This is a genomic window from Humisphaera borealis (assembly GCF_015169395.1).
Classification (GTDB): Bacteria; Planctomycetota; Phycisphaerae; order Tepidisphaerales; family Tepidisphaeraceae; genus Humisphaera; species Humisphaera borealis.
Window position 1 is genome coordinate 2401942 of the sequence record NZ_CP063458.1, and the last position, 14428, is coordinate 2416369.

Genomic DNA, 14428 nt, shown 5'->3' on the forward strand with positions numbered 1-14428 from the left:
ACCCGGGTTACGGGGAGGGGATGAGCGTCAGTGCACGTCAAACCCGACCGACTTGCCCTCTTTGCTCTCTCCCAGATAGCTGATGAAGATCTCATCCCCCTCGGCAATGTCCCGGCGGGCGTAGATTTCCAGGATGTCGGGGGAGTGGCGCTCGACGCGCGCATTGGGGTCGTGCGCGTGGTTGTAGATCGAGGCATACCCCAGCGCCAGCGCCACATAATCGCGCTTGGTCATCCCTTCCCACTCGAAGACGTACCATGAGATGAATGTCGCCCGGCGGCTGATCTCGTTGTCGCCGAACACTTGCTGTTTGGGGATGAGCAACACCGGCACGCGCTCGATCAGCGTTCCTTCGGCGATTGGCTTTAAGGCAAAAACACCTCGCCCGCCCTTGCCTCGGTTGTCGGCACGGCGGACTTCGATCAGGTCGGTTTGGCGGCAAAGGTGCATGGCGGCAGCATCCTACCGTAACCACGGCATCCGCAGGTCGATCGCCACGCTACACGACATCGAGCGAACGAAACCCCTCTGGTACCACGGGTCGGCGCATCTTCCATAAGCACGCAACGACACCGTCGCCCTGTCGGTAACTGACTAATGCCGGTCGACACTTCGCCGCCGTCGCAAGCTCGTTCACCTCAACGCACGGACCGCTATGAATCGACGTCTCGTTCTCGCCGGATGGATTGTCGGATGCTCGGCGCTCACAGTTCTGGCCGCGTCGCTGGCGGTTCTTCGCGCGGCCGAGCCTGCGGCCGCGCCCGTCGCGCCGGCGGCCGAGCAGCCGGCCTGGCATCGCTGCTTCCTGCGGGTGCAGGCCAACATGGTGACACCGGCCGAGAAGGATCTGTACCGCGATTCCGTCACGCTCAGCCTCGCCGGCATCGCCGGGCCCTATCGGGTTTACCTGAACGGCCAACTTATCGCCGAAGGCGACGGCATTCCCGATGAGCCGCGCCGGCGGTTCAAGGTCCCCAAGGGCATCCTGCAGAAGACGGTCTTTAATGTGCTCGCGATCCGGATCGACGGCAAAGCCGCCGCGAGCGGCATCAGGCAGCCGCCAATTCTCGCCGGGTACTTCGACGAAGTGATCATGGACCGCCCGTGGGACGTCATTCGCGGCGAACTGGCGGCCGACGACGCGCGGCTCAAGCCCGTCGCCGAGCAGCCGAAGGTCGCCAGCTACATCGAGACCGATTTCCGACAGTCGTCCACGCCGCTCAATCAGAACGCCGAGACCATGCCCGGGCGAAGGCTTTCTCCCGCAGAGTCATTGAAGCTGATGAAGCCGGCAGACGGGCTGGCGATCGACCTGCTGATGGCCGAGCCGCTGGTCGCGCAGCCCACGCACATCAGCTTCGACGAACGCGGCCGCATGTGGGTGTCGCAGTACCGCCAGTACCCCTACCCGGCGGGCATCAAGATGATCAGCCGGGACAAGTACTACCGCTCGCGGTTCGACCGCGTCCCGCCGGCCCCGCCGAACCACGACAAGGGACGCGACATCATTTCCGTCCACGAAAGCACGAAACGCGACGGCGTCTTCGACAAGAACAAGGTGGTGCTCGAAGGGCTGAACATGGCCAACGCCGCCGTCTACGGCAAGGGCGGCATCTGGGTGATGCACACGCCCTACCTGCTGTTCTATCCCGATGCTGACGGCGACGACATTCCCGACCGCGATCCGGAAGTGCGACTCGCCGGCTTCGGGCTGGAAGACACGCACTCGGTCGCCAACGGCCTGGCGTGGGGGCCGGACGGCTGGCTGTATGGCGGTCAGGGGAGCACAACCACCAGCCGCATCACCCGGCCCGATGTCGATCCCCCGGGCACACCCGGCGTTTACTTCGAAGGGTGCATGGTCTGGCGGTATCACCCGACGAAGAAGATCTACGAAATATTCGCCGAAGGCGGCGGCAACACCTTCGGCCTCGACTTCGACGCCGAGGGACGCGTCTATTCCGGCCATAACGGCGGCGTGACGCACGGCTGGCACTTCGTGCAGGACGGCATCTACCTCAAGCAAGGCGTCGACCCCGGCAAGTTCGGTCCGCCGGCCAACCCGTTCACCTTCGGCCAGCTGCCGATGATGAAATCGCGTAACCCGATCCCCCGCTTCACCCACGACATCGCGATGTTCGAAGGTACCGCGCTGCCCGAGGCGTATCTTGGCAAGTTGATGGGCGCCGACCCGCTGCACCGCACGATTGTGTCCGCCGAGCGCTACCCGATCGGCTCGACGTTCGAGACCAGCACCAGCGGCACGCCGCTGGCGTGCGACGACATCGCGTTTCGCCCCGTCTTTCTCGCCAATGCCCCCGACGGCAGCCTGTACATTGCCGACTTCTACGAAGAGTTCATCGCCCACGGGCAGAACTATCAGGGGCAGATCGACCCGACGACCGGCCGGATTTACCGGTTGCGCGGCAAGAAATCGACGCTGATCACAGACGTCAACCTGGCATCCAAGCCGACAACGATGCTGACCGGCTTTCTTTCCCACCCCAACCGCTGGCATCGGCAGACCGCGGCGCGGGTACTCGGGGAGCGGGCGACGAAGGGCGATCGCTCGGCGACTATCTTCCTGAAGGCGCTCCTCAAGCAACCAAACACACACCCGGCGTTGGAAGCCCTCTGGGCACTGCAACAGTCCGACGCGCTCGACGAGCTGACGAACATCGCCGCGTTGAACCACCAGGCCGCACCGGTACGGGCCTGGGCGGTGCGGCTGCCCGGTGATGCCAAAACACTGTCGCCGACGATGCTGGCGGCAATCAACAAGCTGGCGATGGTAGAGACCGACGCCGAGGTGCGTGCCCAGATCGCCTCCACCGCGCGGCGTTTGCCGGTCGATCAGGCGCTCACGCTCGTCGCGACGCTGATCAAGCGGGACGACGACGCGAAAGATGCGTTCATCCCCCTGCTCTGTTGGTGGACGATCGAATCACACCTCGACAAGCATCGCGATGCCGTGCTGGCACTGCTGAAAGAACCCAGCGCCTGGAACCCCGCGCCGGTGAAGGAAATCCTGCTGCCCCGCATCATGCGCCGTTTCGCGGCCAAGGGGACACGGAGCGACTTCCTTGCCTGCGCCTCGCTCCTGGACGCCGCGCCACAGGACGATCATCGCAAACGCCTGATCGCCGGGTTTGAAGAGGCGTTCACTGGCCGGGCGTTGCCGGCATTGCCAACGGAACTGGCAGTGGCGCTGAGCAAATCCGGTCATGCCTCACCGGCATTGCGTGTCCGCCTCGGCGAACCGGCGGCGATCGACGCGGCTTTGAAGCTTGCCAGCGACCCGGCCGCGAAACTGCCGGACCGACTCACCATGGTCACGCTCTTCGGCGAAGTGGACGAGCCGCGGTCCGTCCCGGTACTGACGGCGATTCTGAAAGGTGCCAAGCAGCCGATCGAACTGCGAAAAGCAGCGATCGGATCGCTGCTGCGGTACGGCGACGCGGCGATCGGCACGGAGATCGCCTCGCTGTACGTCGAACTTCCCGCCGAGTTGCGCCCGTCGGCGATCAATCTGCTCGCCAGCCGGGCGGCATCGTCGGTCGAGTTGTTGAAACTGGTCGAGGCCGGGAAGGTGAAGGTGGCAGACGTGCCGGCCGACATGGCGACACGACTGAAGTCACATCCGGAAGCAAAAATTGCCGACGCAGCCAAACGGCTGTTCTCCAACGAGGTCACCCCCGACCAGGCCGCCCGCCGTGCCGAGGCCGATCGAATCCGCAAAGTCGTCGCCGCCGCCCCCGGCGACCCGTACAAGGGCGAGCCCCTGTTCCTGCAGCGGTGCGGCGTCTGCCACACCCTGTTCTTCAAGGGCGGCAAGATCGGCCCCGACCTCACGTCCTACCAGCGCGACGACCTGGGCACGATGCTCACCAGCATCCTGGAGCCCAGCGCCGAGATTCGCGAAGGATTCCGCAACTACAGCGTGAAGACGAAGGACGGCCGCGAGCTCAGCGGCTTTCTCACCGACAGCGACACCGCGATCGTCGCGATCCGCGGGTTCGACGGGCAGGACGTCCGCATCGCCCGCGCAGATCTGGTGGAACTCAAGCCGATGGAAGCCAGCCTGATGCCCGAAGGCCTGCTCGGCGGCATGACCGACCAGGAAGTGCGCGACCTGTTCGCGTACCTGCGAATCCCGCAGCCGATCACGAAGTAGACAACACGCGGTACGACGGCCTGCCCGGACCATTCACGACTGAGCACACGGCGTTCACGCAGAATAAGACAAAGAGACTGGTGAACGACTCGAGCGATTCGCTCGACTCGCAGGCTGTGCCGATCGCATTCGGGCAGACGCTCCGGGATTTCTCCGTGTTCTCAGTGCCCTGCGTGGTGGTCGTGCATGTTCCGGGCGAGGTCTGCAGAGTTGCGTACCGAGAGACAAAAAAAAGAGGCCCGCAGGCGTGGGTGAGACCTGCGGGCCCAGGAGGGAAGAAAACTTCGCCTCTGCGTACTGTGGTTGTTTCGCCGCACCAGACCGCACTTACGCGTCAATCGATGCGAATTGTTGTTTTTGACATTCTGACAAGCCGACCCGCCGAGCCGCTATGTGTTGTTCCCGCGTACGGTCTGATCCTCCGCCAAGATCCGCCGGGCCTTACGAGAAATATCGGCCCAGCGAGCTTCGGAACTTTTGCTGATGGTCACAAAATCGTGCAACATCAGCAAACCGACAACGCCCGGAATCGACATGAGCCGCTGGGCCAGCGGGTTCTTCGAGGCGGCCTCTTCCGTTCTGAAACTCAGCGGGACGTCACTGATCGCCCGGTCGAGTAAGATCTTTTTGGCGTTCGGGTTCGGTGTTTCCTGTACCGCCACTACATTAAACGCCATCCGGACCCTCAAGGTTCAACCGGACTATACCAACTGAGAAAATCGACGTCATCGCGTGGAGTGGATATTTTTCCAAATCAAGCGTGTTGTCAATGAATGCCCTCGGTAGCGACAACTCCATTGAGTAACTTGGGTTACCATCGGCGACAGGGAAATTTCCCGGGTAGCGACCTGTCTTGACACGATCCGTTCAATCGGTACAGTACGTGGCTCTTCCCACCAGTAAGCCGTTGGGGCTTCGGCGGGAAGTTTTTTATTCGACCCGTTTACGCCTGCCCAAACCCCTTCGTTTCGGGGTTGCGACGTCGATCACCGGCACTTGCCATGTGAGGCTTAGTGCGGTGCAGCGGTGGCGGCGGTGGAAGAGGAAGCTGAATCCGATGAGCACGTATATGCCCAAGCCCGGCGAAGTCACTGCCAACTGGCACGTGGTTGACGCTTCGGGGATGGTCCTGGGTCGGCTGGCGTCGAAAGTCGCCCTCCTGCTCCAAGGCAAGCACAAGGCCACCTACACCCCGCACGTTGATGGTGGCGACTTCGTCATCATCGTCAACGCGCAGAAGATCACCGTCACCGGCCGCAAGGCCGAAGTGATCCAGTACGACACTTACTCCCGCCATCCCGGCGGTCGTATGACGTACTCCTACCGGACCATGCTCGAGAAGCACCCTGAAAAGCTGATCGAACTGGCCGTCCGTCGCATGCTCCCCAAGAGCAAGATGGGCCGTAACATCCTGAGCAAGCTCAAGATCTATCGCGACGACAAGCACCCGCACTCGGCCCAGCAGCCCAAGGCGCTGAAGCTGGCGATCTAAGAAAAAGGCAAATCAAAGCCATTGAAGCCAATGTTCATGGCCTGCGAGTAAGAAACTGACGTTCGAAAGCCAAACGCTGACCTCATCATGACCACCGAATCCGCACCCGTCGCCACCGAAACGACCACCACCCCGGCCCCCCAGGGCAAGCAGACGTTCGTCTGGGGCGTAGGTCGCCGCAAGTCCGCCGTCGCCCGCGTGCGGGTTGCCGTCGGAACCGGCAAGATCACCATCAACGGCCGCGAGCTCAACGACTTCTTCACCGGCGAGCGCGACCGCAAGGGTATCTTCGGCCCGCTCGAAGTCACCAGCACCGGTGGCAAGCTCGACATCCACGCCCGCTGCACCGGCGGCGGCGCCACCGGCCAGGCCGGCGCGGTCATCATGGGCCTGGCCCGTGCCCTGCTCAAGTACGACAACACCACCGAAGCGGCCCTCCGCAGCGGCGGGTTCCTCACCCGTGACAGCCGTATGAAGGAACGTAAGAAGTACGGCCAGCGCGGTGCCCGTCGTCGGTTCCAGTTCTCCAAGCGATAATCGCCACGGGAACCAAAACGAGATTCGAAGGGCACGGCCGGCTGGCCGTGCCCTTTTTCGTTATGTTGTTTCCAAAGTAGGGTCCGCCTTGGCGGACGCGAGAGTCGCGGCAGCCCGGCAAAGCAACATCGCAAGAATTGCGTTTCGCGTCCGCCAAGGCGGACCCAACTTCAAGAGCCAGTTTGCGGGAGACATCGGATGTACATCCCAACCGCATTCGCCGAAACCCGCATCGACGTCCTGCAGAATGTCATCCGTGACTTCCCCTTCGCGACGCTGATTACGACAACCGAGGCTCCTCTCCCGACGATCAGCCATCTGCCGTTGATCCTGGATTCCCGGCGGTCTGAGAATGGCGTCGTGATCGGGCATCTCGCGCGGGTGAATCCCCATGCCGCCGCTCTGTCCCAAGGCCGCCCGACGGTAGCCGTCTTTCACGGCCCTCATGCGTACGTTTCACCCGCGTGGTATCGGACCTCACCGGCGGTTCCGACATGGAACTACGTCGCGGTGCACGCGTCAGGGGTTCCGCAGGTGGTCGCCGATCCGATGCGGGTCCGGGAGATCCTGCTGCAAACGACGGCGGCTTTCGAGGCTCCCGATTCCAGCTATCAAGCCGCCGACCTGCCGGCCACATTCCTAGCGACCATGGCGCAGGCGGTTGTCGCTTTTGAGATGCCGATCGACCGGATCGAGGGGAAGTTCAAGCTGAGCCAAAATCGCTCCGCCGCCGACCAGGAAGCCGTGTTTGCCACTCTAAACGGCGGTGATGCCATGGGTAAGGCGATCGCGAATCTCATGCCAAAGCGACCCGCCAGGACGTAAGATCGGAGCGGGTACGGACATCTATCCGTGGATCCGGGTCGTGGTCCCCCGTTGGAGGCTGCAATCGCATGAAACGCGACAGCGAACAATTCCTGGCCCTGCTGACCGCCTGCCAGTCGTCCGTCTATGCCTACATCGTGTCGCTGCTGCCCAACCGGCAGCAGGCGGACGACATCCTTCAGGAGACCAACATGGTCTGCTGGAGGAAGGGAGACGAGTTCCAGGAAGGCACGAGTTTCGTCGCCTGGGCGTGCCAGATCGCGTACTTCAACGTGCTCAGCTATCGCCGCCGCCGCAGCCGCGACAAGCACACCTTCGGCGACGATCTGTTCGACTACCTCGCCGAGCGGCAGTGCGAACGGATCGACGCGGTGGAAGACCGCCAGCAGGCGCTTCGGCGGTGCTTGGAGAAGCTCCCCAGCAAGCAACGCGAGTTGATCGAGGCCCGGTATCAGCCCGGTGCATCGGTCCGCCGAATGGCGGGCGAGCGAGAGACGACCGAAGGCGCGTTGTCGCAGTCCCTGTACCGCATCCGGGCAACGCTGCTGGACTGCATCAAGCGGAACATGCCGGCGACGGAATAAGAGTAGGGTGGGCGTACTCGCCCACGCCCCTGCGCTAGCGTGGGCGGGTACGCCCACCCTACGGACTCAGCATTCTTTAAAACGGGTTCGTTATGTCAGAACGAGATTCCAAACTTCGTGAGGTCGTCGAGCTCGCCTCGCGGCTCATGGACGAGCAGATCACCGACGCCGAGCACCAGAAGCTCGAGCAGATGCTCTTCGGCGACCCTGAAGCGTGCGAGCTGTACCTGAATGTCACCACCCTGCACGCCCACCTGACGCGCGAACTAGGCGGCACGGCCGCTCCGTTGAAGCTCGAACCGCAAGGCGTTCCGACGATCGTCCACCCCGCCGCATCCAACCGGTTTCGATTCCCCTGGGGCGTTGCCCGCTATTCCGTCGCCGCCTGCGTGCTGCTCTTTGCCGGCGTCGTGTCCGTGATGGCGTTTATCGGCAAGGCCAATCCGACCGGTGCCTGCGCGACGCTGGTCGAACTCCGCGACGTGGCCTGGGCCGAATGCAGCCAGCCCCGAACGCCGGGTGATCGACTCGAACCCCAGACGATCGGCCTGATTCGCGGCACGGCGGTCATCCGCTTTGACGGTGGCGCGACGGCAACCCTGTCCGGCCCTTCGGAACTGCTGATCGAATCCCGCAAATCGGCCGAGCTCAAAGGCGGCAGTGTTCTGGTTCGCGCCGAAAAAGAGTCCGGCGGCTTCACACTTCGCACGGCGGCGAGCGACTTTGTCGATCTCGGCACGGAGTTCGGCGTCGCGATCAACGCCGACGCTTCCAGTGAAATCCACGTGTTCCAGGGCGTCGTCATCGCCCGGCCAAGAGCTAGCGATGTCGTGCTGCCGATTCTCGGCAACGAGGCCGGCCGTATCGAGCCCGATCGCGGCGATATCGTTTCGATCGAAGCGAATATCGCCCGGTTCACCGGCGTCACCACGCCGCTCTCGACCACCCGCCCCGCCGTCGCGTCGATGACGCGAGCGCCCGGCCCCCTGCCGCCGGAGGCGCGCATCATCTTCATCGGAGATCGCGCGACCGACCTGGAAACGCACCTGCTGCTGATCAATCAGGCGTTCCGTCGCATTTTCCCCGACGGCGACCGGCCGCGAATCTACAACGCCGGCATCTCCATGCCGCTGTCATTCGAGGAAGCCGACATCCGCAAGCACGTGCTGTCGTACCAGCCGACGCACGCGGTCATCGAGTTCGGCCCGGAGATCGCCGCCAGCGCGTCGCGCCGCTCGGTCGATAAGTTCGAGAGCGATGTCCGCCACCTGATCGACCGGCTGCTCGAAGAAGGGATCGACCCGATCATCGCGACCGGTTTCCGCCTGGGTGAACGCCAGGCGCAGTGCCAGGGCGTGCTGGACGACTACAACCAGGTGCTGCGACGACTGGCGGCGGCACGCGGCTGCCGGTTGGCCGATGTCGATGCTCATTTCCGATCGCTCGAGAAGTACAAACTGTCGCTGGTCGCCCCGAATGGCGCGGTCCCAACGTTCACCGGCAGCCGAGAAATGGCGACCGTGCTGCTGAACGCCATGGGCTTCGTCGGAGCCAAGCCCGACCGCACGCTGCAGCTGTCCCTGCTGCCGGGGGTTGTCACGCAGTGGACGTACCGGGCCAAGCCCGCAAGCGATCGGCTCGACGAAGCCAAGCTGGACCGTCTGCCGAACGAAGGTTGGACGTCGCTGGTCCTTCCCCAGCCGGACGACAAGTTCTGCTCCCGGCTGCCCGATCTTTCGCACCTGTGCAACTACCGGGATCGCTCGCGGGGGTTCGCCACCAATCTGCCGCACTCGCCCGACCAGTGGATCGAAGCCGCGGCGACCATCGAAAGCTCTGAGGACATCACCACATTCCTGAACCTCGGCAGCTCGGTCCAGACCGCCTGGCTGAACGGATCAAAGGTGTACGACGGCGTGGGCAGGCCCAATCGCGGCTCGCACGCCGGTGCCGAGCGCATTCCGGTGAACGTCCGAGCAGGCCCGAACCATTTGGTCATCGAGACGACCGGCGGGTTCTTCGTCAGCGTGACGGACGAGTTTGACTGGGCGGTGCAGTAGAGACGGCCATCGACCGCTGGACGCACGCCCGCCGTTCGTCGCCTTACAACAAGACACTTCCCCTGCCGGTACCCACCGTTACAATGCCGTCTCAACCCGACCGGGAGAGGTCCATGTGCCCTTTCGGAAGCTGCGGGTCGATATCCGGCGTAGGAGGCCTCTCGATGAAACTGCTCTCTATGAAATCTCTCGCTGCCGCCGCCCTGTCGGCAGCCGTTCTGGTTCCGCTGGCCGGTCGTGCCCTGGCGCACGAGTCGCTCGACCATCTCAAGCCCGCACCGGCCGATGCCCTCTCCGTCACCGAGGCGGTCAAGAGCGGATCCGGCGCGAACGTCTACGAATCGGTCCCCATGTGGTGCCAGATGCCCGACGCCCGCAAGACCGTCGGCGCGACCCACGGCGGCATCGTGGTCGATAAGAAGGGCAACATCTACTTCTCCATGGACGGCCCGGCCGACGGTCCTGGCATCCTGGTCTACTCGCCGGATGGCAAGTTCCTCCGCGGCATGGTCGGCAAGGAGTTCCTCGGCTGTCACGGCCTGTGCATCAACGAGGAGAACGGCGAAGAGTTCATCTACGCCGCCCACCTCAAGGGCAAACAGGGCGTCAAGTTCAAGCTCGACGGCACCGTGGTCTGGAAGCTGCCGATCCCCAAGGAATCCGGCAAGTACGATGACCCCAAGGGCAAGGCCTACAGCCCGACGGGCATTGCGGTCGCTCCGAACGGCGACGTGTACATCGTTGACGGATATGGCGCCCAGTGGGTTCACCAGTGGGACAAGAACCAGAAGTACATCCGCACCTTCGGCGGGCCGGGCAAGGAACCGGGCAAGTTCAACACCTGCCACGGCATTGGCTTGGATACCCGCAGCGGCAAGCCGCTGCTGCTGATCTGCGACCGCGCCAACGACCGGCTCCAGCACTTCGATCTCGACGGCAAGTTCGTCGCGGTCATCACCGAAGGGCTGCGTAAGCCCTGCTCGGTGTCGTTCCACGGCAAACGCGTCGCGATCGCCGAACTGCAGGGTCGCGTCGCGATCATCGACGAGACGAACAAGGTCGTCTCCGCGCTCGGCGACAACCCGGACAAGGCGCAGTGGGCCAAGTTCGGCGTCAAGCCCGAGGAAATGAAAGAAGGCATCTTCACCGCGCCGCACGGCGTTTCGTTCGACGCCGAGGGCAACCTGTACGTGATGGACTGGAATCAGTCAGGTCGCGTCAGCAAGTTGAACTGGATCAAGCAGACGGCGGCGGCAAGGTAAACACCTTGCGAAGCCCGAGTGCATCAAACAGAACGCCCGACTCCAACCCGAGTCGGGCGTTCTGGCATTGATGGGGCACGCGGCTGCGATGAGATCGCCTTCACGGCACGATCTTCGCGACAGGCGGCGGAGAACCATTTCTGAAAGGGTCAACCGCCATGAACAACGTCCCGGAAACTGTCGAAGCAACACCCGAGGAAATCGCCCCGCAACTACGCCGCCGCCATGGTGCGGTCGGCAAAGCGATTATTGTCTGGCTGGTCACGGGCAGCGCGCTTGCCGGATTGGGCGCGTACCTTCTGTTCGGTTCGATGGGCTGCTGATGCGGGTCGGCGCAAGCGACAATTCGCCGCAGCAGTGCGACTGGCGTCGTGACAAGACGTTCATCTGGGAATGCAGCCGAGCTTGAACGCACCCCGATCGGGCGCAAAGATGGCGCATAGGTTATCCTCAGCAAACTTGGGGGCCTTTTGCGGTCCCTGCTCGTCCCTGAGGATGGCCCATCGGTATGGCGGTCGCGGCAGATATCTTCACCACGTTCACCCCATTCGGCGGTGTTCATCTGCTCGTTGTCGCCATCATCCTGGCCTTATCGGCATGGGCGGTGCGGCACAGGGCTTCACTCACTGCCGAGCCCGCACGGCTCAAGTTCGATAAAACCCTCGTCGTGGCCGGCTTTCTGCTGGTCGTTGCAAACCAAGCGACGGAACTGGTTCCCTGGCGATTTGAGCTCAATCGATCGCTGCCGATTCATATCTGCGACCTTGTCGGCCTGGCCGCCCCCCTGGCGATTCTGACCCACCACCGCGTCTGGCGGGCGATGCTGTTTTACTGGGGCATTGGCCTCAGTACGCAGGCGCTGATCACGCCAGAGCTTCAGGTGGGGCTAGGCGGCTTTACCTTCTGGGTGTTCTGGATCCCCCACGGCATGATCATCATGCTGGCGATCTACGACCTGCTGGTCTTCCGCTACCGACCCACTTGGCGCGACTACGGCATCGCACTGATAACGCTGATGATCTACGTCGCCGTGGTGTTGCCGATCGACCTGTGGCTGGACGTCAACTACGGCTTTGTCGGCAAGGGGACGCCGGGACAGGTCAGCGTGATCGACTTTCTCGGCCCGTGGCCCCAGCGGCTCGTCAAGCTCTGCGTCGGCGTGATCGTCTTCCTGGCGACACTGACACTGCCGTTCGTGCTGGCCCGACGCCTGCGGCAGGCACGCCCGGAAGGGCTGATCGCCGAAGCCTCCCCGCCTTGACGCCATCTCAGCTTGGACTCAGTTACCCGCCGGCTTGACGTTGGTGAGGATGTAAACGTTGTCCTGGAAGTCGCCGTTCTGGAACCCGTCGATCGCGTAATCCATCGTCATGAAGTAGGTGTTCGCCAGCACATTGCCGAAGTGGTCGCGCAGCGGGAAGAAGCGGACTTGGTGGCCGCCGTGCTTCTGGACAGTGTTGAGCTTGTCGTCGCTGTAAGAGTTGTCGATCCGGAAGCCGAAGACATTGCTGCCCGGACCGAACGTCGCCGTCGCCGGCTCGTTGGGAAGCCCCTTCTTATATGGCAGGAAAGACTGCCCGGCCAGGCCGTCGGTGGTCAGGACGGTCTTCAGGATCTTGTCGGTCTTGTTGAAGTATTTGACCACGATATCGATGCCCACTGTCTTGAACGAAGAGAGGTGTCGTACCCGTACGACCTTGCTCGGGTCAGCCGCCGACCAGTAGGCACTGACGACTTCTTCGCCGTAGTACTTGGGGGCGTCATCGGGCTGAGACAGCGTCGGGATCTTGGTGGAGTTGATGTTGGTCTTGAAGTCGCCGATGAGGTTGACGATCGTCTGGAGATTCGGCTCCTCGTTGCGCTCGGAGTCTTCCTGGAACCAGCCGGCAAGGCCTTCAGTGTAGGTCAGGTTGTTGGGGTCGTTGGTCTTGAACGTCATCGACCCGATCCAGGCACCGGCCTGCGTCTGGTTGGTGGTCGCCATCGTCTGGTTGTAGGTGAACGCCGGTGTTGCGGTCGCCGTGAACTGGACGGACAGGTGGATGAACTTTCCCGGGGCGATGGAGCTGGGCGGGAGCCCCAGAATGCGGAACGGGCCGGTGATCTTTACATCGCTGAAGCGAAGCGTCTGGTCCCCGGTGTTGGTCAGCTTGAGGGTGCCGCGTTCTTTGACGTAGTTGCCCAGGTCCACGTTCGTGTTCCGGATGCGGTTGAAGATCATCCGCTCGAAACCGGGGAGAACGTCGAGATTTTCCACCTGCAGTGATGCGGCAAAAAGCCGGCGCGACTCCAGGGGCTCGACCATCGCCGTCAAACCACTGGCAGGCACCTCTACCGCGTACTTTCGACCCTGCAGGCCATGCCCAACTGCCATCGTCTTAACTCCAAACGGGTTACAAAAAGCACCGCCGCCGCCGCGGGAATCGGTACGAGGGCAATAATACCTCATCGAGTTCCCCGAGGATTGCAAAAAACCTCATGGATTCACCGAAGTCTCGTCCGCCGCCATCATCAGGCGTGCGACAACCATCTGGACCGAAGCACATTGGAACCGGTAGAGCCCGTGTTATAGTGGAAGCGGCAACACATCTTGTTCTGTCGCATCGGTTTAGGCGCAAAGGGAGTCGAAAAATGAGGACGGCAGCATCAGCGAAAGAAGGTCGGGCGTCGGCTCGCCATGGTTTCACCCTGGTCGAACTGCTGGTGGTCATCGGCATCATCGCACTGCTGATCTCGATCCTGCTCCCCTCCCTGGCCAAAGCGCGCGAGCAGGGGAACAAGCTCAAGTGCATGAATAACCTTCGCCAACTCGGCATGGCATTCACGATGTATGCCAACGAGAACAAGGACTATTACCCCGCGGCGGCGGTCTGGGCGACCTCGACGCGAGAGGAAGACTGGATCTGGTTCGAGGAGATCACCCACCCCGGCCGTCCCGTGCTGGACCTCAAACAGTCCCGCATCGTCCCGCACCTGGGCGGCAACTTCACCCCGGAACTGTTCCGCTGCCCTTCAGATGACGTCAGCGCCCACACGCTTCAGAACGCGGTCAGTGGCGTCTACCGCTATAGCTACGTGATGAACAGCAAGTTCGACTCCGTCGCCAAGTGGTACGCCAACAAGAAAAACGAGACCATCAAGCGGAGCCAGATCCGCAATCCGTCAGACAAGGTATTGCTGGTCGAGGAAGACGAGAACTCGATCAACGACGGCAACTGGAATCCCGGTACCGGCACGGCGGCGATCACCGGTCCGGGGGCTCGCGACCTGCTGGCGATCCGTCACGACCAGCCGGTCACCGGCGTTGCCGACAAGCGCGACCAGGACTTCCTGACTCACCCGCACGGTGGCAAGCGCGGCAACGCCGCGTTCGTGGACGGCCATGCCGAATTCATCAGTCGCCAGGTCGCCCACGATCCTTCACGAACTGAAGTCCGCTGACCCACAGCGTTTGTCCCCGTATTTCTCCCGGCCGCGATCGCCCCATCGGCGAA

Annotated in this window: 13 protein-coding genes; 10 read left to right on the forward strand and 3 right to left on the reverse strand. The window is 62.8% G+C overall.

Going from position 1 to position 14428, the window contains the following annotated elements; translation table 11 throughout:
- Positions 1 to 27 precede the first annotated feature (27 nt).
- Entirely contained in the window at positions 28 to 450 is a 423-nt protein-coding gene (locus tag IPV69_RS08860; RefSeq protein ID WP_206294727.1) for an SET domain-containing protein-lysine N-methyltransferase, read from the reverse strand.
- Positions 451 to 655: 205 nt separating this feature from the next.
- Here IPV69_RS08860 and IPV69_RS08865 point away from each other — a divergent pair, with 205 nt between their 5' ends.
- Positions 656 to 4174 carry a DUF7133 domain-containing protein gene (locus IPV69_RS08865; RefSeq protein WP_206294728.1) on the forward strand — a complete coding sequence of 1173 codons (3519 nt, stop codon included), beginning with the start codon at positions 656 to 658 and terminating at the stop codon, positions 4172 to 4174.
- 389 nt (positions 4175 to 4563) lie between these two features.
- On the opposite strand, the gene IPV69_RS08870 is transcribed toward IPV69_RS08865, so the two are convergent.
- Positions 4564 to 4851 (reverse strand): NifU N-terminal domain-containing protein, encoded by a 288-nt coding sequence (locus tag IPV69_RS08870; protein ID WP_206294730.1) that lies wholly within the window; start codon positions 4849 to 4851, stop codon positions 4564 to 4566.
- A gap of 380 nt (positions 4852 to 5231) precedes the next feature.
- On the opposite strand from IPV69_RS08870, the gene rplM reads away from it, so the two are divergent.
- From rplM to IPV69_RS08910, 8 genes are all read left to right on the forward strand, one after another.
- Entirely contained in the window at positions 5232 to 5666 is a 435-nt protein-coding gene (rplM, locus tag IPV69_RS08875) for a 50S ribosomal protein L13 (RefSeq protein ID WP_206294732.1), read from the forward strand.
- An 87-nt stretch (positions 5667 to 5753) separates the two neighbouring features.
- Positions 5754 to 6203, forward strand: a complete 450-nt coding sequence (gene rpsI, locus IPV69_RS08880; protein WP_206294733.1) for a 30S ribosomal protein S9 — start codon at positions 5754 to 5756, stop codon at positions 6201 to 6203.
- A gap of 198 nt (positions 6204 to 6401) precedes the next feature.
- On the forward strand, positions 6402 to 7028 hold the full coding sequence (locus IPV69_RS08885; protein WP_206294734.1) for an FMN-binding negative transcriptional regulator: 627 nt from the start codon (positions 6402 to 6404) through the stop codon (positions 7026 to 7028).
- Positions 7029 to 7096: 68 nt separating this feature from the next.
- Entirely contained in the window at positions 7097 to 7612 is a 516-nt protein-coding gene (locus IPV69_RS08890; RefSeq protein WP_206294735.1) for a sigma-70 family RNA polymerase sigma factor, read from the forward strand.
- A 92-nt stretch (positions 7613 to 7704) separates the two neighbouring features.
- The gene (locus IPV69_RS08895; protein WP_206294736.1) at positions 7705 to 9672 is read left to right on the forward strand and encodes a FecR domain-containing protein; all 1968 of its coding nucleotides are present in this window, start codon (positions 7705 to 7707) and stop codon (positions 9670 to 9672) included.
- 164 nt (positions 9673 to 9836) lie between these two features.
- A complete protein-coding gene (locus IPV69_RS08900; protein ID WP_206294737.1) occupies positions 9837 to 10934 on the forward strand; it encodes an NHL repeat-containing protein in 1098 nt (365 codons plus the stop codon).
- A 158-nt stretch (positions 10935 to 11092) separates the two neighbouring features.
- Entirely contained in the window at positions 11093 to 11257 is a 165-nt protein-coding gene (locus IPV69_RS08905; protein WP_206294738.1) for a hypothetical protein, read from the forward strand.
- A 185-nt stretch (positions 11258 to 11442) separates the two neighbouring features.
- Positions 11443 to 12195: a YwaF family protein gene (locus tag IPV69_RS08910; protein ID WP_206294739.1), complete on the forward strand. Its 753-nt coding sequence runs from the start codon at positions 11443 to 11445 to the stop codon at positions 12193 to 12195.
- An 18-nt stretch (positions 12196 to 12213) separates the two neighbouring features.
- Here IPV69_RS08910 and IPV69_RS08915 read toward each other — a convergent pair whose 3' ends face one another.
- Positions 12214 to 13308 carry a hypothetical protein gene (locus IPV69_RS08915; protein ID WP_206294740.1) on the reverse strand — a complete coding sequence of 365 codons (1095 nt, stop codon included), beginning with the start codon at positions 13306 to 13308 and terminating at the stop codon, positions 12214 to 12216.
- A gap of 257 nt (positions 13309 to 13565) precedes the next feature.
- Between IPV69_RS08915 and IPV69_RS08920 the strand changes: the two genes are divergently transcribed.
- On the forward strand, positions 13566 to 14375 hold the full coding sequence (locus tag IPV69_RS08920) for a DUF1559 family PulG-like putative transporter (protein WP_206294742.1): 810 nt from the start codon (positions 13566 to 13568) through the stop codon (positions 14373 to 14375).
- The last annotated feature ends 53 nt before the right edge of the window (positions 14376 to 14428 follow it).

Excerpts from the sequence above, each read along its gene's own strand:
- IPV69_RS08860 (WP_206294727.1), bottom strand. The coding sequence starts at position 450 with ATGCACCTTTGCCGCCAAACCGACCTGATCGAAGTCCGCCGTGCCGAC.
- IPV69_RS08865 (WP_206294728.1), top strand. The coding sequence starts at position 656 with ATGAATCGACGTCTCGTTCTCGCCGGATGGATTGTCGGATGCTCGGCG.
- IPV69_RS08870 (WP_206294730.1), bottom strand. The coding sequence starts at position 4,851 with ATGGCGTTTAATGTAGTGGCGGTACAGGAAACACCGAACCCGAACGCC.
- rplM (WP_206294732.1), top strand. The coding sequence starts at position 5,232 with ATGAGCACGTATATGCCCAAGCCCGGCGAAGTCACTGCCAACTGGCAC.
- rpsI (WP_206294733.1), top strand. The coding sequence starts at position 5,754 with ATGACCACCGAATCCGCACCCGTCGCCACCGAAACGACCACCACCCCG.
- IPV69_RS08885 (WP_206294734.1), top strand. The coding sequence starts at position 6,402 with ATGTACATCCCAACCGCATTCGCCGAAACCCGCATCGACGTCCTGCAG.
- IPV69_RS08890 (WP_206294735.1), top strand. The coding sequence starts at position 7,097 with ATGAAACGCGACAGCGAACAATTCCTGGCCCTGCTGACCGCCTGCCAG.
- IPV69_RS08895 (WP_206294736.1), top strand. The coding sequence starts at position 7,705 with ATGTCAGAACGAGATTCCAAACTTCGTGAGGTCGTCGAGCTCGCCTCG.
- IPV69_RS08900 (WP_206294737.1), top strand. The coding sequence starts at position 9,837 with ATGAAACTGCTCTCTATGAAATCTCTCGCTGCCGCCGCCCTGTCGGCA.
- IPV69_RS08905 (WP_206294738.1), top strand. The coding sequence starts at position 11,093 with ATGAACAACGTCCCGGAAACTGTCGAAGCAACACCCGAGGAAATCGCC.
- IPV69_RS08910 (WP_206294739.1), top strand. The coding sequence starts at position 11,443 with ATGGCGGTCGCGGCAGATATCTTCACCACGTTCACCCCATTCGGCGGT.
- IPV69_RS08915 (WP_206294740.1), bottom strand. The coding sequence starts at position 13,308 with ATGGCAGTTGGGCATGGCCTGCAGGGTCGAAAGTACGCGGTAGAGGTG.
- IPV69_RS08920 (WP_206294742.1), top strand. The coding sequence starts at position 13,566 with ATGAGGACGGCAGCATCAGCGAAAGAAGGTCGGGCGTCGGCTCGCCAT.